Consider the following 25,177-nt stretch of genomic DNA (forward strand, 5'->3'; position numbering starts at 1 on the left):
TGCATTCTCCATCCCGCTCCCACGCCACAGGCCCACTGAGCGCCCATAGCTTCGAACGCCCGCTCTGCAGCAGGGGTGAGAAAAGCGTATGGTGAAAGGGTCACGAAAAATGGAGAGCATCATGAATGACAAGTCAGGCGCTCTGGCGTGCCCGAAATGCGATAGTCAGGAAACGGTCAAGCTGCAGCCCGCAGAGGCCCCGGCCCAATTGAAGTGCAACACCTGCGGCTATCTGAGCGAGTACCGCATGGCCTTGATCAAGGCCTGCGCCCACAAGGTGACCGACGCCGCAGCCGCATCTTCCGAGAAGGCTACCTAAGCCTTCCCAGCGGCTCATCGCTTCGCGTGCTCGAATCATCGCATCGATTTCATCATCGAGCCCTTCCCACTGATCCATCGATATGGAGCAGCGGGAAGGGATCGTTCAACGTAGGCCAAAGCGCTTAGATGACATCGCGCTGGTGAAGAGGATTTACTGTCACCGGACACTTCTTTCTTTCGAGCGCCCAAGTGCTGACGACTCGGTCGCGGATAACGTGAAATCCAAGGAGAGATCTGTGCGTGACGATATCGTGGTCAACGTCGATGAAGTAGCAGAAATCCTTGATGAAAGCGGCCCATGGCGAAGCACTTACAAACCGTTGACCCCGGCGCTTGCGCCGCGAATGGGGAGACTGGGGGTGAATCTCTGCCGGGTCGGGCCAGGCCAGAGCGCCTGCCCCTTCCATACCCACCAGCTCGAGGACGAAGTGTTCTATGTGCTTTCCGGGCACGGCGTATTGCGCTATGGGGAAACCCTGCGGGAGATCGGCCCAGGCGACTGCATCTCATGCCCCGCGAGCAGCGGCATAGGCCACCAGCTGGCCAATCCCTTCGACGACGACCTAGTGTATCTCGCCATTGGTCTCAACGAGCCGAATGAAGTTTGCACCTATCCCGACAGCGGCAAGCTGATGATCCGCGGACTCGGACAGGTCGGGCGGCTGCAGGCCGCGGACTACTATGACGGCGAGTCGGCGCCGCTGAAAATCTTCGCAATGCTCGAAGCAGCGGGAGTCAAGCGCTGATCGGACGATCGGCGCCTGAATGCGCCCTAAGCGTATGCTCCACCCGCCTCATCCCAATCGAACGCAGGCAATGAGCGATGCGAAACGATGCCTTGGCGTCAATCGATCGACCAGGTCACGTTGACACCGGCATCGAGTGTGATCTCACCCTCGCGATACTCGGGCTCGGGAGCACCAGCGAAGCCGGCGGCGCGAGCCACGCTCATCTGCGGCCGGAACACCGGTGCCTGCGTCTCTTCGACTCTGATCACCTGCCCAAGGGAGACGCCCAGCGATTCGGCGATCAGCTGCGCCTTCGCCTGCGCTCGCGCCAGGGCCTTGCGCAAGGCTTCATCGGAGGCCGCATCGCGGTCGATAAGGTCGTATTGAATCCCGGCGAGATCATCGACACCCGCCGCGGTCAGCGCATTGAGGATGATCGGTACGTCATCCAGGTCATACAGAGTCAGGCTGACCGGGCGCTCGAGCCGCGTACGAATCAATGGCTCACGGCTCTGGCCGTCATCCTGCGGGCGGGCGAGGGTCTCCGCCGTCACGCTGAGCGAGCCGGCGCGGATATCCTTGCGCTCGACGCCTGCGGCCTCGATCTGCCTGATCAGCTCGCCCACGCGCGCCTCCAGCCGGTCGCGCGCCTGGGCAAGTATCTCGGGATCGGTGGAGGCTCCCTCCTCCCTGGACACCGCCGGCGTACGTTCCATCAACCGCGCATTCACCGTCGCGATGTCGGGGGCGACATCGATCGAGCCTTGCGCCTGGACGTAGAGTTCCGGCGGTGTCTTCTCAGCGGCCAACGCCATAGGGGAAAGGGATAGCAGAGCGGCGGTAATAGCGGCGCTTGCGAGGTAAAGCGTAAGCGGGCGATGAAATACGTGCATAGGGACTCCTGTCATGGGCATCCATCCGGCTTGCGGGCATAGAATGCCACGAACCATCGCCCAAAGCGTTCCCCTGCAAAAGCCTGATTCCTGAGCACGCAGCCAAAACCATGACGACCGGAACCACCAAGCGACAGGGCGGCTGCGGTCATCATCACAAAACGAAACGGCGGCTGGACCGAGAGGTCCAGCCGCCGCTTTTTACCTTACCTGCATCACCGGTAGCCTTCGGACCAGCATCCGAGCTCACCGTCAGCCGACACTCAGGAGATGTCAGCGAAGTTGTTGCCCGGACGGCTGTCGATGCTTTCGACTTTGGCCCGGTTACCGCCCGGACGGCTATCGATGCTCTCAACGTTGGCCCGGTTACCGCCCGGACGGCTGTCGATGCTCTCAACGTTGGCCCGGTTACCACCCGGACGGCTGTCGATGCTCTCGACATGAGCCCGGTTGTTGCCCGGACGGCTATCGATGCTCGAATAAGTCGAAGCATTGGCGAACTGCATACCGGTGAGGCCAAAGGCAACGACGCTGGCAGCAATGGCGAATTTGACTGATTTCATGGTTCTGCTCCTTGAGCTGTGTGGGACCAGGTTTTGATCTTTAGCGATTTAATCGTGCGCGATTCTTTTTGTCATGAGCGGGGAAGCGTCTGACGGCTTCCCCTGCTTTCATGAGGCTATACTATAGCCAGCGACTTGATCGTGCACGATATAAATTTCGATCACCAAAATAGCGTCCACCTATCGCGCGCTCAGAAAGGTGTCGATGTCGCTGATCAGGTGGCAGGCAATCGCGGGCAGACAGCACTGCGAAAGGCACGGCCGACAGAACACCCCGCCAGCACGACCTCACCACCGCTGGCAGCGACGCCTCCTCGACGAGACAGCAAGCGCCTACGCCACCCGACCGACATTGCTCCCCACCTCGAGTTTTCCCTTACAGGCTTGACGCTTAGGCTTGGGACTGTATACTACGCCGCGTGCTCAAGGATGTTCCCCGATAGCTCAGTTGGTAGAGCAAATGACTGTTAATCATTGGGTCGCAGGTTCGAGTCCTGCTCGGGGAGCCAACCGCACCGCCCCTGATGTTCCTCGATAGCTCAGTTGGTAGAGCAAGTGACTGTTAATCACTGGGTCGCAGGTTCGAGTCCTGCTCGAGGAGCCACTGCTTTCGCCTGTCTCGATGGACAGTAATCGAAAAACAGGCTTGCACCGTTTACTTCCTCATCATCTATTACTCCTCGCACTACGTTGGCTGTGACCAGCAGCTGCTCGTAAAATTCTCGCCCTGCCCAGATATTTATCTCCAGTCCTTTGTTACGTTGGCTATACCGGCTAGCGTTAAACAGTTAGTCACCTCTATTTGACTCCCGTCTCATGCGCAGTCGCGACGAACTGCGATAAAAGGCGCGTACCAGCGTTCGTAGCCGCTCGAGCGGTGGTCTCGTGGCGTCGCCAAGGATTACCCCCAACTGGCCGGTCGTCCGCCCGCCCTCCGTCGCCAAAACCTGAATAGCCGCTTCCAAAATGGTTGGCACCCACTCGGTCGAGCGGGCTTGCCTAGGCTGTTTTCGTGAGGAAATCCGAGGCGTTGGACGATCTGTCATGGGGCGTGCCGGGAATGCGATTAGTAAATGCGATGGGTTGATCGTATTTTGTATTTCAAGACGAAGCAGTGCTTTTCCCGAATTGGACACTCCCCTGACTGCCCTGAAAACCGCGCCGGTCTGCCCGAAGCGATCGATCTGCTATTGCTCGACGACGCGAAGGAGATCTATCCCGAAATCCTCTTCCTCGTGAAAAGCCGTCTGAGGCCCGTCCTCGGCCTGACCGCACCGGCCCCGCGTCCGATACCAAGACTGAACTTAGAGGAGAAACACCCATGACACTCGAAGGAAAAACAGCGATCGTCACCGGCGGTAGCCGCGGAATCGGTCGGGCCTATTGCGAGCGGCTGGCGGCCGATGGCGCCAACCTCGTCATCATCGGCCGGGAGGATGTCACGCCGCTCCTCGCCGCGCTTCCCGGCCGGGGCGAGAAGCTGGCGCTCACCTGCGATGTCGGCGAACCCGCGCAGATCGAGACAGCGGCGGCGGCGGCACTGGCACGGTTCGGTCGTTGCGACATCTTCGTCAACAACGCCGCCTACATGCAGATGACGACGCTAGAGTCGATCACCTCCGAGGTGTGGCGCCGCGTCCATGCGATCAATGTCGAGGCGATCGTCCACTTTGCCAAGGCTTTCGTCCCCGGCATGACGGCAGCCGGCTGGGGAAGGATCGTGGCGACAGGTTCGTCCGTGACCCTGCATCCGCAGACACGTGACCTTGCCTACATCTCCAGCAAGGGTGCTGTGCATGGCGTCGTCAAGGCGCTGGCCAACGAACTCGGCGACAGGGGCATCACGGTCAACGCCATCGCGCCGACCGTCGTGAAGACCGAGGGCTTCGCCGAGCGCCTGCCCACCGGCGGCCCCTCGGCCGACGACATGATGGAGCGCATCGTGTCACAGCAGACCATCAAGCGCTCCTGCCTGCCGAAGGATGTGGCCGATGCGCTCGCGTTCCTCGTTTCCGAGGATGCGGGCTTCATCACCGGCCAGATCATCCACGTTGACGGCGGCCGGACGAGAAGTGGTGCCTGACTTTCCATGCGGGCGGCCAAAGCATGGTCCGCCATCCCCATAGGCTTTTCCGTGAAGAGCAACCAAATGACTGAGGTCGCACATTTCTGACCGCCAAGACCGGCCACGCGCGATACCGAGACTGGCCGCTTGGCATGGCCGGCTTGTGAAGGTGTTCAACCAGGAAAACGAGCTGGTCGCCAGCTACGACATTCTCACCCTGGTGGCCAAGCGTCCGGGACAGCGGCAACGACAGGGCAGTGGCCTACCAACACGCTTGATCAGGACGTGGCAGCCGCTGGCAGCCCTCGCAGCGATGCGACAGGCGATCCCAGAATCACCATGGCCTGAAGAATGAAGCCCACCAGCGCGGCCAGCAGGCAGGCGGACTCTCCCCAGCCAGCTCCCACCAGCCCGCCCAGCGCGGCTCCGATGGGGCGCGCGCCAGCGTTGGCCGTCAGGAATACAGAGGATACGCGGCCGAGCAAGCCGTCAGGGGTCATGCTCTGGCGCAGCGTCGTCGTGGTAATCGTCCATATCATGGGCCCGGCGCCGAGCAGGAAGAAGCATAGCGCCGCCAGCCAGGTGCTGGGCAACACCAGCGTCGCGGCGAGGCTGGCGGCGGCGAACACGCCGGCGATCGGGCCGACCTGAATGGCCCGCCCCAGAGGCAGCCAGGCGACCACTCGCGCTGTCGCCAGCGCGCCGACGATCATACCTGCGCCATACAATGCCAGCGTAGCGCCCACCGCTCCCGCGCCGAGACCCAGGGTTCGGATCGCATACGGCACATAGGCGGCCTGCAGCGCGAACCATGAGAGATTGAAGATCACGCCGGTGATCATGATCGGTCGCAGCAGCGTATCTCGCCAGACGAAGAGCGCGCCCTCGGCCACTTCGCGCAGTGGATGCCGCCTCGGCGTCGATACCGAGGAGGCTGCGGGTCCGGCCAACCGCAACAGCAGGCCAATGGCGGCCGCCGACAATATGGCGGCCAGGACGAAGGCGGCCGATGCGTCGGCCGATGCGACGAGCGCCCCCGCGACGGCTGGACCGGCGGCGAAGGCTGCGCTGCGAGCCAGCTCCAAGCGGGCGTTGGCTGACGCCAGCGCCTCACGCGCGACCAGAGATGAGACCAGCCCGGGGGCCGCCACGCTGAAGCCGACGGTACCAACGGCACCCACGAAGCCGAGCACGGCCAGCCAGCCAATGGTCAGCGCCGAGCACAACAGCGCCAGCAGCATGGCCAGCAGAGACGATAGCCGCAGCCCCTCGCTCCAGAGCATCAGCCGCCGCCGGGGTAATCGATCAGCCAGCACGCCCAGCGGCAGTGACAGCAGCAAAAATGGCAGGGTCTGCATGGCCGCCAACATGCCTACCTCACCAGGGCCGGCCCCCAGCGCCAGCACGGCGATGAGCGGCGCCGCCGCCAGGCTTAGCTGTTCGGCGGATTGAGCGGCGAGGTTCGACCAGGCCAGGCTGGAGAATGAACGGGGAAGCAAGCGTGACTGCGTGAAGGACGCCATGGATTTCGTTTTCCTTGTATCTCCGGCGACTTCAGCCGACTGCGCCATTTTCGCAGTCCATACTCGCCGGGAATCCTATCGATGCGTTGCTTCACCATCTTTCCCCCGGAGTGCCGACGATACGTGCCATCTCCGGACATCTCATTGGCTATGGCATTGCAATGCTTGCCGAAGGCAAACGCAGAGCCGACTCCGCGAGGTTGAGATTCGGTTTGCCCCGATTCTCAAGCCTCTCGCGGTACAACGAAAAAGCCCGGCGAACCGGGCTTGGTGTAGACGCAACATCACGACCCCGGCCTGCCGAAGCAGGCCGGGGCTGTCGTTTTGCTCCAGCAGCTTGAGTAGAAACAGGCGAGATCGTGAACAGGTTCTGAGATCAGATTCGATACATAGAGAGGCAATCAGCCCGACTCGTTCATCGGCCTGTACTGCACGCTGAGGTATCCACCGCCTCTCCCTTGATCATTCGGGCGTAGACCTGAAAGCTCAGCTTAGGAGTACGCTGCTGGGTGTCGAAATCCACATAGATCAGGCCAAAGCGGCTGCCATATCCGCTGAGCCACTCGAGATTGTCGTGGCTGGACCAGACGTGGTAGCCGCGCACATCGGCCCCATCGGCCATGGCGCTTTTCATCGCCTCGATGTGCGTGACCAGGTAGTCGCAACGCCTCAGGTCCTCGACCTTGCCGTCGACGAGCTGGTCCTCATCGGGAAACCCAGCGCCATTTTCCGTGATCACGACAGGTGGGTTGCCGTAGTCGAGCCGGATTCGCTCGAGCAAGGCCCGACGTCCCCCCGCTTTCAGTAGCGGGACCATTTGGAGCCCGGGGTTACTGTAGCTGAGCTTCTGCCAGTTGTTTTGCGTGGGCGGCGGACGTCAGCCCGCCGAGTGATTTCTTTGGTCGTTCCTCGTTGTATTCCCGCCGCCAGCGCTCGATCTCGCTTCGGGCATGCAGCAGCGTCGGGAACCAGTGTTCGTTGAGGCATTCGTCGCGCAGGCGCCCGTTGAAGGACTCGACGTAAGCGTTTTGATTCGGCTTGCCCGGCTGGATCAAGCGCAGCATCACGCCCCGCTCGTGCGCCCAGGCCACCATCGCCTTGCCGCAGAACTCCTTGCCGTTGTCCGTTCGGACCACCTTCGGCAGGCCACGGCTTAGCGCCAGGCGGTCGAGCACACGACTGACCCCGTGCCCGGAAATCGCGCGTTCGACTTCGATCGCCACAGCTTCGTGGCTCGCGTCGTCCACGATCACCAGGCACTTGATGACGCGGCCGTCGGCCGTGCGGTCGAAGATGAAGTCCATCGACCACACTTCATTGGCCGCAACCGGACGGATCAGCGGTTGCCGCTCGCCCACCGGCACCTTCTTGCGCTTGCGTCTCCGCACCTGCAGCTTCGCGTGCTGATACAGCCGCTCCACGCGTTTGTAATTCACGGCATGGCCGCCTTGCCGCAGCTTGAGATAGATCATGCCCACGCCGTAGCGCTTGTGCCGATGCGCCAATGCCTGGATCTGTGCCCGCAGTTCGACATTGCGATCCGGACGAGGTGTGTAACGCAGTGCGCTGGCGCTCATGCCCACCACGCGCAAAGCGCGCCGCTCGCTGAGTCCTTTTCCGACCATGTAGCGCACCTGCTCACGACAGGCCGGTGCGCTCACCATTTTTTTCGCAGTACGTCCTTGATCACCTCGTTCTCGAGGACTTGCTCGGCCAGCAGCTTCTTCAGACGCGCATTCTCGACTTCGAGCTCCTTGAGCCGCTTGGCTTCGGAAACATTCATCCCGCCGAACTTGCTGCGCCACAGGTAGTACGACGCCTCGCTGAAGCCATGCCGGCGGCACAGCTCCTTGACCGGCAGGCCGGCCTCGGCCTCACGCAGGAAGCCGATGATCTGTTCTTCGCTGAAACGCTTCTTCACGTCCAATCTCCTTCTCGTTCGGGATTGGACTCCAAAGCTGCCTGCTACTCAATTGCGGGGGGACGTCGGTCGCCGCTCTAGTGGGTTTGTGCTGTGGATCTGCTGCCGGTGGGCCTTGGGGAAGCCCATGTGCGCCAACACTTCGTCCTCGCAGACGGCCATCAATTGGGCAATCTCCGGGAAACGCTCGTGCAACTGCTCGGCTACTCGCGCCATTAGCGACGCGCCTCGGTTTCGTTGTCCTGGGCTACCCTCATAGACATCGGAGATCAGAAGCTTCACTCCACGCAGGCCGCTACGCATCAGACTGCGCAGGAGGTCCGTCCAGAACACTAGGCTTCCAAGGGGCCAACGCGCATACCCATCACCTCGCGCATGCCGTCGTTATTCACCGCCACGGCGATTATTACCGTGGCCGAAACGATCCGTCCGGCCTCCCGTACCTTGACGTAGGTGGCATCGATCCCGAGGTAGGGCCAGTCGCCTTCGATGAGGCGATCGAGGAATGCATGTATGCGCTGAAAGACATCGTCTTCATCGACCAGGCCACATGGCGAGGAACGTCGATACGATCCCTTTGAGCTCTTGTTCGCTCGCGCCGCTCCCTGCCGCGACGAGCAAGCCATCTGTCGCGGCTTTGAGTGATAGTGCCAGCCCTTGGGCATCGAAGGACGCGGGGAAATCGCCGTCTCGACCCGCCCGCTCGATCCGAGCGATCAGCTTTGCCCGCCAGAACAGGCTGCGCTGCGTCACGAACTCCCTGACTCTCTCATCGCCTGGCGCGTGGCTTATGGAGTGAACGATGCCCATGCTGCCCTTGGGATTGGCCGTATCGGTCTGTAGCGCAAGCGTTCCAACCAGGAGGTGCTCAGCGACACTGCGCGCGGTTGGCTGCTCGAGGGCCTCGAGCATGTAAGCGGTCTTTTCCCGCTCATACAGCTCCATGGCTTTGTGGAAAAGGTGCTCCTTGTCCCCGAACGTGGAGTAGAGCGTCGCTCGGCTGATACCCATCGCTTCGAGAAGCGTGCCGATGCTCGCTCCGGCATAGCCATGGCGCCAGAAGACCCCCATGGCTGCGGCCAAGGCAATGTCACTATCGAACTGGCGCGGGCGCCCCCGTGCGACAGGCATCTCGGCATCTCCATCAGTGGGATTTGGCACTATTTCTCCACAGCGAATAAGTGGGGCGGTGAAACTTTACCAAGACTCCTTGATTTTTGGAACGATTGGTATGCTAGAATATTTTGGAACGATCGGTCTTTATTCCGACGTGCCACAAGGCCAACCAACCATCACGGGAGTTTCGATGTCGTACTCAACGCAAGAGCAGTCCAATCTTCAGATCGTGCAGGACGCGCTAGCCGAGGCCTCACAAGACTTCACCAAATTCTTCGACAAGATTTTCGCGCACGACGCCGAGTGGACGATTGCCGGTCACGGCCCTGTAGCGCGGACCTACTCGGGCATGAAGGATCTGTTTGACAACGCAGAGGCGGATCTCTTCAAGAGGTTCGCCGAACCGCTGGCGATCACCACGCGGGGTGTATGGGCAGATGGCGACAAGGTATTCGCCTGGATCGAAAGCTCGAGTCGCGCGATCGACGGCAAGCCTTACAACAACTGCTACATGTACATCATGACGATGAATGACGCAAAGGTGGTGTCAGGAATCGAATGGCTCGACCTCAATGCCTACTACGACATCGTGGGACGTATCAGCATGTAGGGGCTTTCGGGGCGGTGCTGCCTGCGCCGCCCCGGCACTTGAAGCAGTCCGAGCGGTCAACTCGCCTTGCGGTTCGGTAGCCGCTTCTGGACGACTATGAAACATGGTCTTCGCCCTCATTTCCGCATCACCTGCACAATTGATCAACCAGCACATCCCCTCCCCCATCTCGCTCGAAAACAAGACGATCGAGGGTGTACCCTGTACCCCGAACTACTGTTCCAACCGATAGCCTTCATCCACTGCGGCCGGCAACGTACGGAGGGGGTCGTGCGCAGCCATCCACTGAGCTCCTGAAACGCCATCACGGAAGGTCGACATTGCCCAAGGACGACTTACGCTCCCATTCTCAGAACTCGGCGTAGCCGGCGCTGACTATGTAGCATTGGTACCCGCCACTGCGGATAGGCCTCGCCAGTTGCACGAATTTCTAGCTTGGCTGACCACTGTAACTACCGAGAGCAACGGCTCTCGCAATGATGAAAAGGTGAAATAACGATGAGCAAAGCCGACCTTGACGCGACCTATCGCAATTACATCGCCTGCCTCAACAAACAGGACTGGACCAACCTTGGGCGGTTTGTTCATGACGATGTTCGTCACAACGGCAGGCTTCTCGGGCTGGACGGCTATCGCGCCATGCTCGAAACCGACTACGAACGAATACCCGATCTTCGCTTCGAGATTCAGATCCTGATCGCCGATCCGCAGCATGTCGCGTGCAGGCTTCGATTCGACGTAACGCCACAGGGCGACTTCCTGGGCCTATCGGTGAACGGTCAGAGCGTGACGTTCTGCGAGAACGTCATCTACGCATTCCGAGATGGGAAGATTCAAGAGGTTTGGTCGGTCATCGACAAGGCCGCGATAGAAGCCCAGCTTCGTTAGACAACGATCTGCGTCATGCAGATCGCGCCGGGGCCGACTTCACCCGGCAATCGCCCGGTTTTCAACCCTTCCGACTCTCAAGCATACGCAGAAGCAGTTCCTGAAGCTGCCGCTGATCTGACGCACTGAGCTGTTCGGTGAGCGGCGCCAATGCCTGTTATGTCTGTGCATGCAGGCGTTTGAAGAGCCTGACCCCTTCGCTGGTCAGAAAAACATCTGTCGCCCTGTTGTCTTTCGCATTGGGCGCGCTCGCCACGAGGCCCTTCTTTTATCTGCTGTCGCAGCGCTGCACGCCAGATCAGGCGCCGGGATCATCACAAAGAACGCAGCGGATCAATTGAGTCAAACCAATGCTTATGTGACGAGAAAGGCCAGCCTACGAGAAAATCTCTGAAGTCCGGGCTACTCCTGTTGCGCATTAATGAAGTCGATGAGAGCTCTCAATGGCGCAGGCACCAGGCGATTTCCATAGTAGTACAAGAGCGGCCCGGAAAAATCCTGCCACCATTGTTCGAGTAAGGGCTCCAATACGCCACTATCAAAATGCGGTCGCAGCCAATCCTCAAAGAGGTAAATGATCCCCGTACCGGCAATCGCGGCGTCAACTGCGAGATCGATGGTCGTGCCTGCGCGCACCACCAACGGCCCGGCAGGAGTGACCTTGACCACTTCACCTCTGCGCTCGAACTCCCAGATTTCCAACGCGCCGCTTGCGAAGCGGCTGCTTAGACAAGCGTGCGCCAGTAAATCACGAGGATGCCGAGGACGCCCGTGGCGCGCTAAATAGTCGGGCGAGGCTGCCGTCGCAAATCGCTGTGTGCGCGGACCTACAGGCACAGCGATCATGTCCTGTTCGAGGCGTTCGTCGTAGCGAATGCCGGCGTCGTAGCCGGCCTCCAGCACATCGATCACGCTGTTCTCGGCGGTGACTTCCACCCGAATGCCAGGATTCGCGGCAAGAAATCCCGGAAGTATTTTCGGCAGTATCAGTCGTGCTGCGTTGACCGGAACGTTGAGCCGCAAGGTACCAGTGAGACTACGACCGGCGCTGATGACCGCGTCGAGCGAGGCCTCGACTTCTATCAACGCCGGGCCAAGTCGTTCGAGCAATCGCTGCCCCGATTCAGTGAGTGTGACGCTGCGCGTAGTGCGGTGCAGTAGCCGCACTCCCAGTTGCGTTTCGAGCCGGCGCACGGCCTCGCTAAGTTTGGAGGCGCTGACGCCGCTCGCTCGCGCGCCGTCGCGAAAGCCCTTGGCACGGGCAACCACGACGAAGTCGCTCAAGTCCTTGAGATCCCTGGTCATTGTTCTGTTTTCCGCACAACCTGTTCACCATTTCTAGGATTATCGTTAATTCCAGATCAGTCTACCATGCGTTCAATCAAACTCGGTGTAAGAAAAAGATGAAGTATCTGGTCGCGACAATGCTTGGCTTTTTGCTGCTTCCGGGCAGTGCAGTGCATGCCCTAGGACCAGCGCGAAGCGACTAACGCGAGCGACGTCAAATTCATCGCGCTGACGTTCGACGATGCCGCCGGCGCGCAAGCAACGCCGGCACCACTCGACGTGCTCAAGAGGTACGACGCGAAGGCAAAAAGGGCACGACCGGAGCAGGACAGTACGCAAAATTGTTCAACAACACTCTAATGATCATGAATCAGGGGATGATCGTCAAAGTGCTCGACCTTGCCAGCCGCTGCGGGCTCGATCCGCGCAAGACCGTTGAGGCATTGAAGCTTGGCAGCGCCTTCAGCAATTCGCTGAGCTACCTCAACACGTTGATTACCGAGCAAAGTGGACGTGGTTGAACCATGCCTCTATATAACAAATGAAACGAAACGCACGTTGCGTATATCTTCATCGTCACTAGGAAAGAGAAAATATGAGCACGCCCATTGTCGAAAATAATCACTCCAAGCGTTTGGCGCTAATCACAGGCGCGTCCTCGGGCATCGGCCGAGCATTCGCGTTGCGCCTCGGCGCAGAAGGCTATGACCTCATTGCTGTAGGTCGTCGTCTTGACCGACTCAATGAGCTTGTCACGCTGTTGCCCGAGGTCAATGTTCGCCCGCTTGTCGCCGATCTCGACACCAGTGAAGGCGTGAAAGCCGTCGCCGATGTATGTGCGAGTGAAGAACTTGCGCTACTCGTCAACAACGCTGGTGTGGCGCACTACATGCCATTTACCGACTTGCCGGTCGAGAAGGCGCAGGAAGTGCTGCAGGTTAAGGTCATTGCACCGACGCTGCTCGCCCATGCCGCTACACCTGGCATGGTCAAGCGCGGCGGCGGCAGCATCATCAACGTCGCTGGCATGATCGCCTTCAGCGGCCCTGCGGCCATTGAAAAGGTGCCGGTGCGCCGCGTCGTCTATTGCGGCTCGCTGGCCTATCTCGTTGCATTCTCGCAAACGCTGCACGAAGAGCAGAAGTCCAACGGCCTGCAGGTGCAGGTGTTGTGCCCGGGGGTCGTCGCTACGGAGTTCCACACTCGCCAGGGGCAGGACTTGAGCGCGGTGCCTCGCATGTCTGCCGAAGATGTGGTGAACGCAAGCTTGCGTGGCCTCGCGCTCGGCGAAGTGGTTTGCGCGCCGGGGGTCGAGAATGCCGAACTGCTGAGCGCCGTGTTTCAGGCCGACCTAACCGCATTTGGTGGGCAGTCGCCAGAGCTCGCGATGCGCTACCGCACGCAGTAAAAGGAAATATCACTCCTAGTACGAAGTTTCAGCCCCCTGTGGCAGGAGCGGTAGGGACGTATCAATTTCGGCGCGTGTTGTGAATATATGTCGCGCTGCTCTACATAATTTCAGGTGGATGACCGAACTATGGAGCTGCCACATCTGCGTTGAATCGCCCCGGTTTTCGCAAAGGCTCAACACGCTGAGAGGATTGAGCCATGAGCAAGTCGAACAAGTTTTCGCCTAAGGTGCGTAAGCGCGCGGTAAGGCGTGCCGGAGTCGATGCCGGCATGCGTGAATAAAGCTGCAATGATGCCGCCTAAAAAGGCGTTGAAGGCCAGTAACCTATGAGCAATCGACAGCACCGTTGGGGCCTTACCGATCAAATCCAAAGCAGTCCAAGGCTCACGACCGCCGGCTGCGGGGTTCGAACTTGAGCCGCAGTAGATGCCGATGGCCAATCAAAGTTGATAGGATTGCCGCTTCGCGTTTTCACGCTAATGATCGGGGAGAACCCATGCGGGAATTGAAGGCTTTCCTGTCGAGCGATATGGCGCCCGGGATTGCGCTGATGCTGGCCGCTGCCTTGGCACTGGTGGTGGCGAACTCACCGGTGCAAGAGAGCTACTTCACCCTGCTCCACAGCTATCTGGGCGGGCTGAGCGTACAGCACTGGGTGAACGATGCATTGATGGCGCTCTTTTTCCTCATGGTCGGCCTCGAGGTGAAGCGCGAGTTTCTCGTCGGTCAGCTCAATAGCTGGCCCAAACGCGTCTTACCCGGCATCGCCGCCATGGGGGGCGTGATCGCTCCGGCGCTGATCTACGTCGCTTTCAACTGGCGCTCCCCGGAAGGGCTGAGCGGCTGGGCCATCCCCACCGCCACCGACATCGCTTTCGCCCTGGGGGTGCTCTCGCTGCTCGGACCCCGAGTGCCGGTAGCGCTCAAGGCGCTACTGGCGGCGATCGCCATCATCGACGATCTGATCGCGGTACTGGTGATCGCTCTGTTCTACACGCCTGAAATCTCGATGTTCCATCTTGGAGGCGCCGGGCTGCTGCTGCTCGCGCTGATCGTCCTGAATCGGCTAGGTGTCGCACGTCTGACACCATATCTGCTGCTGGGTGCAGGGCTTTGGTGGTTCGTGCTGCAGTCAGGTGTCCACGCAACGCTGGCAGGCGTTGCACTGGCGATGACCATTCCAATGACGGCCTACCGCGGCGGGAAGGAGAGTGGCTCACCGCTGGAGCAGCTCGAACATCGACTCGCTCCCTGGGTCGGGTTCCTGATCGTTCCCCTCTTCGGTTTCGCCAATGCCGGTGTCTCCTTCGCAGGCTTCACCCTCGACATGCTGCTCAACCCGGTGCTGCTGGGAATCGCCTGCGGGCTCTTCTTCGGTAAGCAGATCGGGATCTTCCTCACCATCAGGCTCTGCGTGGCACTGGGCATCACCCAGCGTCCGGATGGCTCGAGCTGGGCGCAGGTTTACGGGCTGTCCTTGCTCTGCGGCATCGGCTTCACCATGAGCCTGTTCGTCAACCTGCTGGCTTTCGACTCCGACGCCGTGCAGGAGGCAGCGAAGGTAGGCGTGTTTGCCGGCTCGCTCGCAGCCGGGCTGCTCGGATGGGCGGCGCTGAGGCTGACTTCGTCGTCCAAAGCGCAGCATTCGGTCAAGGATGAGCGCGCCGCATGAGCTGATTGCCGATTCCTCACCATTTTGAAGTAGCCGAGGACCCGCTGGCAGGGTGCTCGGCTATTGGCGACCAGGATGGCGCATAGAGGTAACTGCGTTCGCGCGGCACCTAGACATCCAGGTCTATGGCCTCCCCCCATCTCCGCCTTCACCTTCCCGACCGCCGCTCTGCCCTTCCTCGTCAACCTCTCCACTCCCCTCTCGCAAGAAGCTCAGCATCTTCCCCAGCGCATCTCCTCTACGCGCCACACCCTCCATTCGAGCGGCCTGTGACAACAACCTAGACGACCGGTCTATTTGTGCTAGTATGCCTACATGACACAGACAACCAAAGCCGAACTCACCCGCCAGCACATCCTCGCCACCGGCCGGGAATTGGTGCTGCGCAAAGGCTTCGTCGGGGTGGGGCTCAAGGAGATCCTGGACGCCTGCAAGGTGCCCAAGGGATCGTTCTACTACTACTTCCCGTCCAAGGAGGCGTTCGGCTGTGTGCTGCTGGAGCAGTACGTCGCCGACTACGGACAGCGCCTGGACGCGTTGCTCGCTCCTGGTACCGGCAGCGGGCGTGAACGCTTGATGCGCTACTGGTCGGCATGGATCGATGATCCGGTGCTGGGCGGTTGGGCCGAGCACTGCCTGGTGGTCAAGCTGGCCGCCGAGGTCGCTGACTTGTCCGAGGATATGCGCCTGATCTTGAGCGACGGCGTGGCGCAGTTGGTCACTCGTATCGCCGCTATCGTCGAGGAGGGCCAGGGCGATGGTTCGCTGCGCCCGGCGCTGGCACCGCGGGCCACTGCGCAGACCCTCTACCAGCTGTGGCTCGGTGCCGCTTTGCTATCCAAGTTAGGCAAGGACAAGGCGCCGCTGCGCCAGGCACTGGTCGCCACCGACCTGCTGCTGGTCGCCACTACACCTTCCAACGGCGCCTGATCACCTTTCTGCACGCCGTTCACCGCAACTCAAAGGATCTCACCTGATGAACATCCTGATCGTTCTCACCTCCCACGACCGCCTCGGCGACACCGGCAAGAAAACCGGCTTCTGGCTGGAGGAGTTCGCCGCGCCCTACTACGTGTTCAAGGACGCCGGCGCGCAGATCACCCTGGTCTCGCCGCTGGGCGGCCAGCCGCCGCTGGACCCCAAGAGCGATGAGCCAGAGGCGCAGACCGAGGCCACCGAGCGTTTTTGCAACGACCCGCAGGCCCAGGCCGCGCTGGCCAACACCGGCAAGCTGGCCGATGTGCGAGAAGCCGATTTCGACGCAGTGTTCTACCCCGGCGGCCACGGCCCGCTGTGGGACCTGGCCGAGGATCCGGCCTCGATCGCGCTGATCGAAGCCTTCGACCGCGCCGACAAGCCGCACGGCCTGGTCTGCCACGCCCCCGGCGCGCTGCGCCGCGTCCGCGCCGCCGATGGCCAGCCGCTGATCAAGGGCCGCAAGGTCACGGGCTTTTCCAACGCAGAGGAAACGGCGGTTCAGTTGACCGACGTGGTGCCGTTTCTGATCGAGGACGAGTTCCAGCGCCTGGGCGGTCTGTACCAGGCCGGTCCCGATTGGCAGCCGCACATCATTACCGACGGCCGCCTGGTCACTGGCCAGAACCCCGCCAGCTCCGAAGCGGTGGCCAAGGCCCTGCTCGAGCAGCTGGGCTGAAGCCGCCTCTCCCCTCTTTCGCTATTGGAGTCGAACATGAATACTTCTGATACCGCCGCCAGCCTGGCCGCCACCGTCGCCGCGATGAAGCGCGCCCATGTGCAGGACGGGCCGGCCAGCGCCGAACTGCGCCGCGACCGCATCGGCCGCGCCATCAAGCTGCTGACCGAGAACCATAAAGCGCTGGAAGCCGCGATCAGCGCCGACTACGGCCACCGCAGCCCCTACCAGACCCTGCTGGCCGATGTGCTCTCCACGGTCGCCGAGCTGAAGTACGCCGCTGAGAACGTCGAGCAATGGATGCAGGCCGAAGAGCAGCCGGCACCCGGCCCAGGGATGAAGGCCCGGATCCAGTACCAGCCGCTAGGCGTGGTCGGCATCATCAGCCCGTGGAACTTTCCGCTCAACCTGGCCTTCAGCCCGCTGGCGGGCGTGTTCGCCGCCGGCAACCGCGCGCTGATCAAGCCCTCCGAGCTGACCCCGCGCACCGCCGAACTGCTGGCTGAGCTGGTCGCCCGCTACTTCGACCCGATGGAGCTGACCACCGTGCTCGGCGATGCCGAGGTCGGCGCAGCCTTCAGCGCCCAGGCCTTCGATCACCTGATCTTCACCGGCAGCACCAGCGTCGGCCGCCATGTGATGCGCGCCGCCGCCGAAAACCTGGTGCCGGTGACGCTGGAGCTGGGCGGCAAGTCGCCGGTGCTGATCGATACCGATGCCGACGTGCGCACCGCCGCCGAGCGGGTGATGACGATCAAGACCTTCAACGCCGGGCAGATCTGCATGTCGCCGGACTACGTGATGCTGCCCGAAGGCGCGCGCGATACGTTCGTGGCGAACGCGCGTGACTTCATCTCGCATAGCTTCCCGACGCTCCAGGCCAATCCGGACTACACCTCGATCATCAGTGAGCGCCACTTCCAGCGCCTGCAGGAGCTGCTCGCCGACGCGCGCGCCCAGGGCGCCACGGTAATCGGGTTGGAACCGCAGGGCGAAGCCAACGCCGATGCCAACAGCCGCAAGATGGCGCCGACCCTGGTGCTCGACGTCACCGACGAGATGAAGGTGATGCAGGAGGAGATCTTCGGGCCGATCCTGCCGATCAAGACCTACCGCGACGCCAGTGAAGCGGTGGACTACATCAACGCCAATCCGCGCCCGCTGGCCGCCTACTACTTCGGCAACGACGCCGAGCGCCAGCGACGCTTCAGCGAGCAAACCACCTCCGGCGCACTGGTGATCAACGACGTGATGACCCATGCCACAGTCGAGACCGTACCGTTCGGCGGCGTCGGCGCGTCGGGCATCGGTGCCTACCACGGCATCCACGGCTTCCGCCGTTTCAGCCACGCCAAGGCGGTGGTGGAGCAGAGCCCGGACGGTGAGTCCAACCTGCGCCTGCGCGCGCCCTACGCCGAAGGCCTGGCCGAGGTCGAATCCCTGCTGGCGGGCTGAACGCTTTAGCGCTGCCCATGCCCCACGGCTGGGCAGCCACCCCGATCAGGCACGATCATTCCGTCAGAAAGGGCATCAGAGATGAAGATTTTCTACAAAACCCGCGCCACCGCCATCGGTGGCCGCTCGGGGCGTACCGCGCTGGATGATGGCAGCCTTGCACTGGACCTGGCCGTCCCTGGCTCGGGCAAGAGCGGCGCCAATCCTGAGCAGCTGTTCGCGATGGGCTATGCCGCCTGTTTCGACAACGCGCTACCGGTGGCTGCCAAGCAGTTGAAGCTGGCCCCCGCCGGCACCAAGACCTCGGTCGAGGTCGGCATTGGCCAGACGCCCGAAGGCGGCTACGCGCTGGACATCGACCTCTACGTGGAGGTGCAGGGTCTGGACGAGGCCGACGCGCAGAAGCTGGTCGAAGCCACCCATCGGGTCTGTCCATACTCCAACGCTACCCGCGGCAACGTCGATGTACGCCTGCATGTGACGGTGGCCTGAAGCCCCAAGCGGCGGCAGATCGCATCCGCCGATGGTATCCAGACATCCCTCACCAGGAGCACACCATGCGCAGCGCCATCCATGCAAGCTTCGGCGATCCCGCCGAAGTCCTCACCCTGGGCGAGAGCCCGGTACCGCAGCCGGGTCCCGGCGAAGTACGGATCAAGACCCTCCTCACCCCCATCCACAACCATGATCTCTGGACCGTGCGCGGGCACTACGGCCACAAGCCCGAACTCCCAGCCATCGGTGGCAGCGAGGCAGTCGGCGTGGTCGATGCGCTGGGCGAAGGCGTCCGGGGCCTGTCGATAGGACAGCGCGTAGCCGCCTCCTTCGTGCAGGGCACCTGGGCCGAATACTTCCTCGCCCCGGCGCAGGCGGCGGTACCGATGCCCGATGCGATCGGAGACGAAACCGCCGCACAGCTGATCGCCATGCCGTTGAGCACGCTGATGCTGCTGGAATTCCTCGAAGTGAAGCCCGACCAGTGGATCGTTCAGAACACCGCCAACGGCGCGGTCGGCAAGACCCTGGCGATGCTGGCCAAGGCGCACGGGGTCAACACGGTCAACCTGGTCCGCCGCGATGCGGGCGTGGCCGAGCTGGCCGAACTTGGCATCGAGCACGCCGTCTCCACCGCTCGACCGGATTGGCAGGACGAAGTCCGCACCATCGTCGGCGACGCTCCGATCAGCGCCGCGGTCGACTCCATCGGCGGCAAGGCGAGTGGCGAACTGATGTCGCTGCTGGGCGAAAATGGCGTGCTGGTGTCGTTCGGCTCGATGAGCGGTGAACCGATGCAGATCGCTTCATCCGACATGGTCTTCAAGCAGACCACGGTCAAGGGATTCTGGGGCGGCAAGGTCAGCGATACGATGGCGGCACAAGACAAGCATCGGCTGATGGGCGAGCTGCTGGCGTTGGCCACGCGCGGGGTGCTGAAGCTGCCGGTGGAACGCATCTACGACCTCGCCGATGCGGCCGAAGCCGCCGCCGCCAGCTTGGCTTCGGCCCGCAAGGGCAAGGTGCTGCTGAAGCCCTGAGCGGCGGCGCCTGACGATTACTGAAGTGATCCTGGCGTATCGACTCGCGAAACGACGAAGCCCTGACCGCAGAGTCAGGGCTTCGCTATGGTCAAGACATCTCGAGAAATCAGGCGCGCTGCTCGACACCAATGGTTTCGAGCCAGGCGTTCAGATCCTTGGTGCTGATCTTGTCATCGCTGCCATCGCTTTTCTTGAACGTATCGAGCGTCGCAAACAGCCCATCGTCGTCCAGCAATAGCCGGGCCGCGTCACGCTCACCATCGCTTCGGCTCTCGTCGTCAGCGATCTTTTGCAGATCATTGCGGCTGACGATATCGTCCTTGCCGTTCCAATCGTCCCAGTACTTGACGATGGCGCCCAGCTTGTCGTCGTTGTCGCGATGGAAGTCGGCGTCGTACTCACCCACTACCGTGGCCTGCCTGTAGCCATCGAGGTCTCCCTCACCAATGGTGTCGAACCAATGGTCGAAGTCCTTGGTGCTGATCTTGCCATCGCCGTCGCCTCCTTTCTGGAAGGAGTCGAGCGTGCCGAAGAAGCCGTCGTCATCGAGCAGGAAACGGGCGGCATCGCGCTCGTCATCACTCCTGCCCTTGTCATCGACGATATTCTCAAGGTCATCGCGACTGACGATGTCATCCTTGCCGTTCCAGTCATTCCAGCGCTCGGCGATGACTTGCAGCTCTTTTTCATGCTCTTTGAGGAAATCGCTGCCGTAATCGCTGGCTGCGGCCTCCTGGCGATAATCACTGACGCTGCCTTTGTCGAGTTCGGATAACCACGAGTCAAGGTCATTGGTGCTGATCTTGGCATCGCCGTCACCACCGTGCTTCAGAGAATCCAGCCCGTCGTAGAAACCATTCTCGTCCAGCAGGAACTGTGCCGCGCCGCGCTCTTTCTGGCTTCGCCCCTTGTCGGCCACGATATCTTTTAGATCGTCACGGCTGACGATCTCATCTTTGCCGTTCCAGTCGTCCCAGACCGTCGCGATGGTCTTGATCTCCTCTTGATGCTCAGCGAAGAAATCTTCACCGTAGAGCGTCATCATCGCGTCTTTCCGGGAGTTCCAGAGCAGCTCATCCGTTCCTAGATCCTTGTTGCCGGCCTCCATGTCCGTATCGCTCCATGGGCGCCAGTCATCTTTCTTGCTGGTGTGATCCTTGCCAGTCTGCTGAGTCGTACCACCCGTCAAATGTTTTTCCCACAGATTCTCCGTGCCGGGATCTCCGTCCTTATGCAGGTAGGGCGCCAATCGCGACAGTGAACTGCCTTTTTTATCGTCGGTCTCCTGGAAGTGCTCCCACTCCTTGGCTTGATAGTCGAACAGCGACTCGCCATCCGGTGCATCGCGCCCTCCATACATGTAGGAGGCATAGCGAGCGTACTCGAGCTTGTCGCCCCAGTCCGACTCGGTCACACCGTACTCGGAGAGATCCTTGAAGAATTCCCCCTGGGAATCGGTGAGCTTCTGCATTTTCTTGTGATTGACCGCCTCGGCGATGAGCGAGCCGGCAATACCGAAGATCGAGCCAACGACGCCCAGCACCGGTCCCGCCACTCGCATCCCCATGAACACGCCGCTCATCACGCGTGTGCCGACGCCGCCGATATTGGCCGCCAGGTTGCTGCCGTTCGGCGCGAACATCGATACCGTGTTGGCGATCGACATGCCGGTGAGCGATGAACCGGCGCCGATCTGCAGCCCAGCGCCGGCCTTCTCCAGGGCGTTATCGGCATCTTTGAGCTTCTTGACCCCGGTGACGAGATCCATCACCCCACCGGTGATGTCCAGACCCGCACCGCCCATGAAGCGAAGAAACGACCGCCCGGCGTTCTTGGCGATGTCGGTGTTGGAACTGCGGGTGCCGGTATCCACCATCTGGTTGCCCAGACTTTCGGCCATCTGAGCGAAGTTCCTGCGCCCATTCTCATCGAGATCATCCAGCGGGATACCCCGATCTCCGAGCCCCTCAGAGGCCCTATCGACCCTGGCGCTAATGGCTTCGGAGAAGATATCGGCCTTGGCATCGGCACCGCTTTTCCAGATGTCGGGGAAATTGTCGCCAAGCAAGCCAAGCCATGCAGTGGCGTTGGTACGAGGCACTCCATCCGGGACACCCGGCACCTCGACCTTGCCGGAAAGGGTCTCGATGATGTTGGAGCCGAATTTGGCGAAGTCATTGCCGAAGCTCAAGGCGCCGACCAGATCACGCACGGCGGATACGCGCTCGTCCGACGACATCTCGTTCCAACCACCGTTAGCCAGCTGCATGCCACCGCTGATCAGGCTCATGGTTCCGCTGAGCGCACCCAAGGTTCCCGACGAACTCGCGGAATCGAGCACCTTCTTGAACGTACCTCTATCTGCATCCGGCAGCGACTTCAAATTGTCGTTGATGATGGACTGAAAAAGCTTGTCCTTTTCCGCCTGACTGATGCCTGGCCGGTTGGTAACCTCGGTCGCCAGCCGCAACGAATCGGCCAGTTTCTTGTGATCCCCCGCCGACAGATCGGACAACGACTGCTTGAACGACTCGAGATCCTTGTTCAGCGTCTGGTAGGCGTTGTAGGACTTGTCCGATTTATCCAGCGTCTGCAGAGCACCGTTGATCCCACCCTGCAATATATCGATCGTATCCCGCAGGCCGGTCTTGACGTTTTCCGCATCCACCGAATCCGGATTCTCCATGTACGAATCCAGCTGGTACGTCATCATGTTCTGATCGAACGCTTGCTTGCGCGCGGTGTAGGCCTCGGGGTCGAGCGCCTGCAATGCTTCGAAATAGTTGTCGACTTCCTTCTGCACCTTGTCCGACAGTGCTTCGTCGTTGGTCGCCTCCGCTTTAGCCTTCATAGCGATGACGTACTCTTCGAATTCCAGGTTGGGATCCTTGGTGCCTGGTTCGAACAGCGCCTTGTCGACTTTGTCGGATATCGTCTTCAGCTTATCATCGGGTACGGCATCGATCGCACCCTTGAGCGACTCGTCATAGCGTTTGCCGATGCTCTCTTTCTGCATCAGCGAGGAGATCTCTTCGGCCAGTTTATCCTCGTCGACGATCTCCTTTACGTCCTCACCGCTCAAACGGGTAGGATCCGTCTGCGACTGCCGGTAGGTGCTGCCACCAGACTCGATCAGTTCGATATAGCCAAAGAGTTCATAGCCGTGGTCGACCGCCCCCTGTGCATCCATCAGGTCGACCAGCTTGGCCTCATCGGAGTCCTCGCTGAGCTTGCCACTCTTTACGTCATCACGAATGCCCTGGATGAAGTCCTCGGCCGCTTTCTCGCCAAGCGTCTTATCACCGTCGACCTTGATGCTCATCAGGCCATCTTTGGTGAAATCCGGGATGTCGTATTTCTTGCGAATATCATCGACGCTGAGATTTTCCTCTGTCCTCTCCGACTCGCGGCTCTTCGCTGAATTCTCAGTCTCCTCCGACCCTTGCCTCTTCTCCGCTTTAGCGACATAACTCAGCCACAGATCATTCTTGGACAGGACACTGTCGAGCTCGATATTGCCAGAATCCGAACCAACGCGAGTTGTCATTATTGACTCCTGTGAGCGAGTAAATATCGCTTCCGCCATGAATTGAGTATCCGCCCACCGGACGGCATGCCAATAGCGCCTGCGACATGAGAGATGTCGCTCAATCTCCAACCAGACTCAATGCACTTTCACACACTCCTTTCCCACTGCTCATATGGATTCCAATTACCGATCTCATTGGATACCGGCGACACGGCGAAGAACCTATGGCTCTCTCCGGGATCTCTCAGGACATGAGCTGGTCATCAGCGACCAAAGAATTACCGATCCCTCAATTGGCCAAAGAGAAACAATATTATCTTAAGCAATGCACCTTAGTGCATGCTGGGTCAGCGCTCATTCGCCCGAATATTGAAATCACGCCATCACGAGCCTGGATAATCATTGAGGATCATTCTCATGGCTTTATTTTGAAACCGACAATCGTTTATGTAAGCTTAATCTGTATTGAATTGTTTCTTACCGAAACAATGTAACCCTTTGTTTCGCCCACCGCAGACAAAAACCCTATTATTTATAAGAAACTTACCGAAAAACCAGCAACATCCCACATCAACAATACAAAACAAACCTTTACGCGTAAGACGTCGAACGGCTATCGGAAATGGGTAGGATTAAATCGCCGCTGGAGCACAAAAGATCTGCAGAAATAACCTCCATACACGGCAATCGATATCCATCGGCGCAACAACCAATCACGACCTTTAACCAAGGAGCAGGCTCATGGCAGATACTCCCGCAGTTGATAGCTCGAGTGGCGGTTCTGATGCAGCTATCGCAAAAATGGAAGCCGCTTTCGACAAGGCGATCGAAACATCAGCGAAAGTGACCGAGATCACCACCGAGAAGAAAGCCGAGCTGGATGCAGCCAAGCAGCGTCCGCAGAACTGATGCGGTTTTCAGGCGGTGGTCAATTCGTTGGCCACCGTTTCGCTCATGTTCAAGCACTTGAATTATCGTTCAGTTTTTAACCCTACCCTACCGTTCTCCCTTTGATCGAAGGGGCGAGTAGATAACAAAAGGGCATCACCATGGCGCTCGAACGTATCCGAATCGAGTCGAAGTCGACCTCGCATGCGTATGCAGTTCTCGAGGTGATGCAAGGACTTCATCAGGGCGTGGCGTTGCACCTGGAAGATGCTTACTGTCGCATCGGCAACGCTGAACACGCCGATGTGTCGCTCCACGATGTTGGTGTGGCCGAGGAACATGCGCGACTGCGCTTTCACGCCCGGATGGTCGCCATCGAAGCGGTGGGTGGTGAAGTCGGCGTCGATGGTCAACGCCTCGAGCATGGCCATGGTCAGCGATTCACCATGCCGGTGACATTGACGATCGGCACCGCGCAGCTGCGGCTCACCCCTACCGATCCCGGCATGGTCACCGTGCTCGACGCCCGGATCGAGCGCTATCTGGAACACCTCCCTCCGGGCTGGCGAACACGATTCGGCAAGCTGGCACTCGGCGCCCTGCTCTGCATGCCATTGGCCCTGGTCGGCGCCTATCAGCTGGTGAATGCAGGAGCCACCAGCCCCACGGCATCGCCTGACTCGATCACGCAGCCGCGATCCATCGCAAGCCAGTCCGAATCATCACCTGCTCCCGCGGTGCAGGCCCTGCGTGACTACCTCGACCAGCACAGCCTCGAATCGCTTGCGCTGACCGATAGCCAGGGAAGAGTCCTGGTCAGCGGAAGGATCGACCAGACGCAGCGCCAGACCTGGGAAGAGACCCAGCGCTGGTTCGACCGCCACTACGGCGACCGCACCGTGCTGGTCAGCGAGGTCGAGCAAACGGCCACGGGTCAGCCACCCGCGGTCGGGCTCCAGGCGGTGTGGTTCGGTGACTCTCCCTATGCCATCGACACCAGCGGCGAGCGTCTCTATCCCGGCGCGACGCTGAAGGACGGCTGGGTGCTTTCCCGAATCGCGGAGGGAGAAGTGGTGCTCCAGCGCGGCACCGAACGTTTCACGATGACGCTCTGA

Annotated in this window: 22 protein-coding genes, 2 tRNA genes and 4 pseudogenes; 19 read left to right on the plus strand and 9 right to left on the minus strand. The window is 60.6% G+C overall.

Annotated features, from left to right (window positions below):
• The first annotated feature begins 121 nt into the window (after window positions 1-121).
• Together A5892_RS15610 and A5892_RS15615 are read left to right on the plus strand one after the other, a co-directional pair.
• Window positions 122-319 carry a hypothetical protein gene (locus tag A5892_RS15610; RefSeq protein WP_064123568.1) on the plus strand — a complete coding sequence of 66 codons (198 nt, stop codon included), beginning with the start codon at window positions 122-124 and terminating at the stop codon, window positions 317-319.
• A gap of 238 nt (window positions 320-557) precedes the next feature.
• The gene (locus tag A5892_RS15615) at window positions 558-1,067 is read left to right on the plus strand and encodes a cupin domain-containing protein (RefSeq protein ID WP_064123569.1); all 510 of its coding nucleotides are present in this window, start codon (window positions 558-560) and stop codon (window positions 1,065-1,067) included.
• Window positions 1,068-1,165: 98 nt separating this feature from the next.
• Here A5892_RS15615 and A5892_RS15620 read toward each other — a convergent pair whose 3' ends face one another.
• Both A5892_RS15620 and A5892_RS15625 read right to left on the minus strand, forming a co-directional pair.
• The gene (locus A5892_RS15620) at window positions 1,166-1,942 is read right to left on the minus strand and encodes an SIMPL domain-containing protein (protein WP_064123570.1); all 777 of its coding nucleotides are present in this window, start codon (window positions 1,940-1,942) and stop codon (window positions 1,166-1,168) included.
• 263 nt (window positions 1,943-2,205) lie between these two features.
• A complete protein-coding gene (locus tag A5892_RS15625) occupies window positions 2,206-2,505 on the minus strand; it encodes a hypothetical protein (protein ID WP_064123571.1) in 300 nt (99 codons plus the stop codon).
• 433 nt (window positions 2,506-2,938) lie between these two features.
• On the opposite strand from A5892_RS15625, the gene A5892_RS15630 reads away from it, so the two are divergent.
• The 3 genes from A5892_RS15630 (at window position 2,939) to A5892_RS15640 (ending at window position 4,588) form a co-directional block, all read left to right on the plus strand.
• Window positions 2,939-3,014 (plus strand) — tRNA-Asn (locus tag A5892_RS15630).
• 19 nt (window positions 3,015-3,033) lie between these two features.
• Window positions 3,034-3,109 (plus strand) — tRNA-Asn (locus tag A5892_RS15635).
• A gap of 717 nt (window positions 3,110-3,826) precedes the next feature.
• Window positions 3,827-4,588 (plus strand): SDR family NAD(P)-dependent oxidoreductase, encoded by a 762-nt coding sequence (locus tag A5892_RS15640; protein ID WP_064123572.1) that lies wholly within the window; start codon window positions 3,827-3,829, stop codon window positions 4,586-4,588.
• A 260-nt stretch (window positions 4,589-4,848) separates the two neighbouring features.
• Here A5892_RS15640 and A5892_RS15645 read toward each other — a convergent pair whose 3' ends face one another.
• The 5 genes and pseudogenes from A5892_RS15645 to A5892_RS15670 form a co-directional block, all read right to left on the minus strand.
• A complete protein-coding gene (locus tag A5892_RS15645; protein WP_223302700.1) occupies window positions 4,849-6,141 on the minus strand; it encodes an MFS transporter in 1,293 nt (430 codons plus the stop codon).
• 367 nt (window positions 6,142-6,508) lie between these two features.
• Window positions 6,509-6,910: a family 1 glycosylhydrolase gene (locus A5892_RS15650; protein ID WP_082890505.1), complete on the minus strand. Its 402-nt coding sequence runs from the start codon at window positions 6,908-6,910 to the stop codon at window positions 6,509-6,511.
• Window positions 6,911-6,929: 19 nt separating this feature from the next.
• A pseudogene (locus A5892_RS15655) lies at window positions 6,930-8,014 on the minus strand (IS3 family transposase); the annotation flags it as partial.
• A gap of 72 nt (window positions 8,015-8,086) precedes the next feature.
• Window positions 8,087-8,532: pseudogene (locus A5892_RS19980) on the minus strand (transposase); the annotation flags it as partial.
• Window positions 8,533-8,548: 16 nt separating this feature from the next.
• Window positions 8,549-9,097, minus strand: a complete 549-nt coding sequence (locus tag A5892_RS15670) for a TetR/AcrR family transcriptional regulator (RefSeq protein ID WP_223302701.1) — start codon at window positions 9,095-9,097, stop codon at window positions 8,549-8,551.
• Between A5892_RS15670 and A5892_RS20330 the strand changes: the two genes are divergently transcribed.
• Window positions 9,084-9,740, plus strand: a complete 657-nt coding sequence (locus A5892_RS20330) for a nuclear transport factor 2 family protein (RefSeq protein ID WP_150123571.1) — start codon at window positions 9,084-9,086, stop codon at window positions 9,738-9,740. The genes A5892_RS15670 and A5892_RS20330 overlap by 14 nt on opposite strands.
• 498 nt (window positions 9,741-10,238) lie before the next feature.
• Window positions 10,239-10,628, plus strand: coding sequence for an ester cyclase (locus A5892_RS15680; RefSeq protein WP_064123579.1), 390 nt, complete (start codon window positions 10,239-10,241; stop codon window positions 10,626-10,628).
• A 402-nt stretch (window positions 10,629-11,030) separates the two neighbouring features.
• On the opposite strand, the gene A5892_RS15685 is transcribed toward A5892_RS15680, so the two are convergent.
• On the minus strand, window positions 11,031-11,912 hold the full coding sequence (locus tag A5892_RS15685) for a LysR family transcriptional regulator (RefSeq protein WP_263281384.1): 882 nt from the start codon (window positions 11,910-11,912) through the stop codon (window positions 11,031-11,033).
• Between the two features lie 222 nt (window positions 11,913-12,134).
• On the opposite strand from A5892_RS15685, the pseudogene A5892_RS21030 reads away from it, so the two are divergent.
• From A5892_RS21030 to A5892_RS15720, 9 genes and pseudogenes are all read left to right on the plus strand, one after another.
• Window positions 12,135-12,275 (plus strand): annotated as a pseudogene (locus tag A5892_RS21030) (hypothetical protein); the annotation flags it as partial.
• Window positions 12,248-12,436, plus strand: a pseudogene (locus A5892_RS21035) (NAD-binding protein); the annotation flags it as partial. The pseudogenes A5892_RS21030 and A5892_RS21035, both read left to right, overlap by 28 nt.
• A gap of 74 nt (window positions 12,437-12,510) precedes the next feature.
• Window positions 12,511-13,323 carry an SDR family NAD(P)-dependent oxidoreductase gene (locus A5892_RS15690; RefSeq protein WP_064123581.1) on the plus strand — a complete coding sequence of 271 codons (813 nt, stop codon included), beginning with the start codon at window positions 12,511-12,513 and terminating at the stop codon, window positions 13,321-13,323.
• 499 nt (window positions 13,324-13,822) lie between these two features.
• Window positions 13,823-14,998 (plus strand): Na+/H+ antiporter NhaA, encoded by a 1,176-nt coding sequence (nhaA, locus tag A5892_RS15695; RefSeq protein ID WP_064123582.1) that lies wholly within the window; start codon window positions 13,823-13,825, stop codon window positions 14,996-14,998.
• Window positions 14,999-15,313: 315 nt separating this feature from the next.
• Window positions 15,314-15,928 carry a TetR/AcrR family transcriptional regulator gene (locus A5892_RS15700; protein ID WP_064123583.1) on the plus strand — a complete coding sequence of 205 codons (615 nt, stop codon included), beginning with the start codon at window positions 15,314-15,316 and terminating at the stop codon, window positions 15,926-15,928.
• Between the two features lie 46 nt (window positions 15,929-15,974).
• Window positions 15,975-16,652, plus strand: a complete 678-nt coding sequence (locus tag A5892_RS15705; protein ID WP_064123584.1) for a type 1 glutamine amidotransferase domain-containing protein — start codon at window positions 15,975-15,977, stop codon at window positions 16,650-16,652.
• Between the two features lie 36 nt (window positions 16,653-16,688).
• Window positions 16,689-18,107 (plus strand): coniferyl aldehyde dehydrogenase, encoded by a 1,419-nt coding sequence (locus tag A5892_RS15710; protein ID WP_064123585.1) that lies wholly within the window; start codon window positions 16,689-16,691, stop codon window positions 18,105-18,107.
• An 81-nt stretch (window positions 18,108-18,188) separates the two neighbouring features.
• Window positions 18,189-18,599: an organic hydroperoxide resistance protein gene (locus A5892_RS15715; protein WP_064123586.1), complete on the plus strand. Its 411-nt coding sequence runs from the start codon at window positions 18,189-18,191 to the stop codon at window positions 18,597-18,599.
• A 65-nt stretch (window positions 18,600-18,664) separates the two neighbouring features.
• A complete protein-coding gene (locus tag A5892_RS15720) occupies window positions 18,665-19,642 on the plus strand; it encodes a zinc-binding dehydrogenase (RefSeq protein ID WP_064123587.1) in 978 nt (325 codons plus the stop codon).
• A 109-nt stretch (window positions 19,643-19,751) separates the two neighbouring features.
• Here A5892_RS15720 and A5892_RS15725 read toward each other — a convergent pair whose 3' ends face one another.
• Window positions 19,752-23,192 carry a hypothetical protein gene (locus A5892_RS15725; protein ID WP_150123573.1) on the minus strand — a complete coding sequence of 1,147 codons (3,441 nt, stop codon included), beginning with the start codon at window positions 23,190-23,192 and terminating at the stop codon, window positions 19,752-19,754.
• Window positions 23,193-23,278: 86 nt separating this feature from the next.
• Here A5892_RS15725 and A5892_RS20340 point away from each other — a divergent pair, with 86 nt between their 5' ends.
• The 3 genes from A5892_RS20340 to A5892_RS15730 all read left to right on the plus strand — a co-directional run bounded on the left by A5892_RS20340 (window position 23,279) and on the right by A5892_RS15730 (window position 25,177).
• On the plus strand, window positions 23,279-23,668 hold the full coding sequence (locus A5892_RS20340) for a hypothetical protein (protein WP_150123574.1): 390 nt from the start codon (window positions 23,279-23,281) through the stop codon (window positions 23,666-23,668).
• A 247-nt stretch (window positions 23,669-23,915) separates the two neighbouring features.
• Window positions 23,916-24,083: a hypothetical protein gene (locus A5892_RS20545; RefSeq protein ID WP_190295624.1), complete on the plus strand. Its 168-nt coding sequence runs from the start codon at window positions 23,916-23,918 to the stop codon at window positions 24,081-24,083.
• Between the two features lie 206 nt (window positions 24,084-24,289).
• A complete protein-coding gene (locus A5892_RS15730; protein ID WP_190295625.1) occupies window positions 24,290-25,177 on the plus strand; it encodes a SctD/MshK family protein in 888 nt (295 codons plus the stop codon).

The sequence above is a fragment of the Halotalea alkalilenta genome (assembly GCF_001648175.1).
GTDB classification, from domain to species: domain Bacteria; phylum Pseudomonadota; class Gammaproteobacteria; order Pseudomonadales; family Halomonadaceae; genus Halotalea; species Halotalea alkalilenta_A.

What these genes read in the sequence shown, in the direction of transcription:
- A5892_RS15715 (WP_064123586.1), top strand. Translation starts at nt 18,189, where the DNA reads ATGAAGATTTTCTACAAAACCCGCGCCACCGCCATCGGTGGCCGCTCG.
- A5892_RS15645 (WP_223302700.1), bottom strand. Translation starts at nt 6,141, where the DNA reads ATGGCGCAGTCGGCTGAAGTCGCCGGAGATACAAGGAAAACGAAATCC.
- A5892_RS15700 (WP_064123583.1), top strand. Translation starts at nt 15,314, where the DNA reads ATGACACAGACAACCAAAGCCGAACTCACCCGCCAGCACATCCTCGCC.
- A5892_RS15680 (WP_064123579.1), top strand. Translation starts at nt 10,239, where the DNA reads ATGAGCAAAGCCGACCTTGACGCGACCTATCGCAATTACATCGCCTGC.
- A5892_RS15625 (WP_064123571.1), bottom strand. Translation starts at nt 2,505, where the DNA reads ATGAAATCAGTCAAATTCGCCATTGCTGCCAGCGTCGTTGCCTTTGGC.
- A5892_RS15610 (WP_064123568.1), top strand. Translation starts at nt 122, where the DNA reads ATGAATGACAAGTCAGGCGCTCTGGCGTGCCCGAAATGCGATAGTCAG.
- A5892_RS20545 (WP_190295624.1), top strand. Translation starts at nt 23,916, where the DNA reads ATGGCAGATACTCCCGCAGTTGATAGCTCGAGTGGCGGTTCTGATGCA.
- nhaA (WP_064123582.1), top strand. Translation starts at nt 13,823, where the DNA reads ATGCGGGAATTGAAGGCTTTCCTGTCGAGCGATATGGCGCCCGGGATT.
- A5892_RS15730 (WP_190295625.1), top strand. Translation starts at nt 24,290, where the DNA reads ATGCAAGGACTTCATCAGGGCGTGGCGTTGCACCTGGAAGATGCTTAC.
- A5892_RS15705 (WP_064123584.1), top strand. Translation starts at nt 15,975, where the DNA reads ATGAACATCCTGATCGTTCTCACCTCCCACGACCGCCTCGGCGACACC.
- A5892_RS20330 (WP_150123571.1), top strand. Translation starts at nt 9,084, where the DNA reads ATGGCTGCGGCCAAGGCAATGTCACTATCGAACTGGCGCGGGCGCCCC.
- A5892_RS15725 (WP_150123573.1), bottom strand. Translation starts at nt 23,192, where the DNA reads ATGACAACTCGCGTTGGTTCGGATTCTGGCAATATCGAGCTCGACAGT.
- A5892_RS15720 (WP_064123587.1), top strand. Translation starts at nt 18,665, where the DNA reads ATGCGCAGCGCCATCCATGCAAGCTTCGGCGATCCCGCCGAAGTCCTC.
- A5892_RS15650 (WP_082890505.1), bottom strand. Translation starts at nt 6,910, where the DNA reads ATGGTCCCGCTACTGAAAGCGGGGGGACGTCGGGCCTTGCTCGAGCGA.
- A5892_RS15620 (WP_064123570.1), bottom strand. Translation starts at nt 1,942, where the DNA reads ATGCACGTATTTCATCGCCCGCTTACGCTTTACCTCGCAAGCGCCGCT.
- A5892_RS15640 (WP_064123572.1), top strand. Translation starts at nt 3,827, where the DNA reads ATGACACTCGAAGGAAAAACAGCGATCGTCACCGGCGGTAGCCGCGGA.
- A5892_RS20340 (WP_150123574.1), top strand. Translation starts at nt 23,279, where the DNA reads ATGAGAGATGTCGCTCAATCTCCAACCAGACTCAATGCACTTTCACAC.
- A5892_RS15690 (WP_064123581.1), top strand. Translation starts at nt 12,511, where the DNA reads ATGAGCACGCCCATTGTCGAAAATAATCACTCCAAGCGTTTGGCGCTA.
- A5892_RS15710 (WP_064123585.1), top strand. Translation starts at nt 16,689, where the DNA reads ATGAATACTTCTGATACCGCCGCCAGCCTGGCCGCCACCGTCGCCGCG.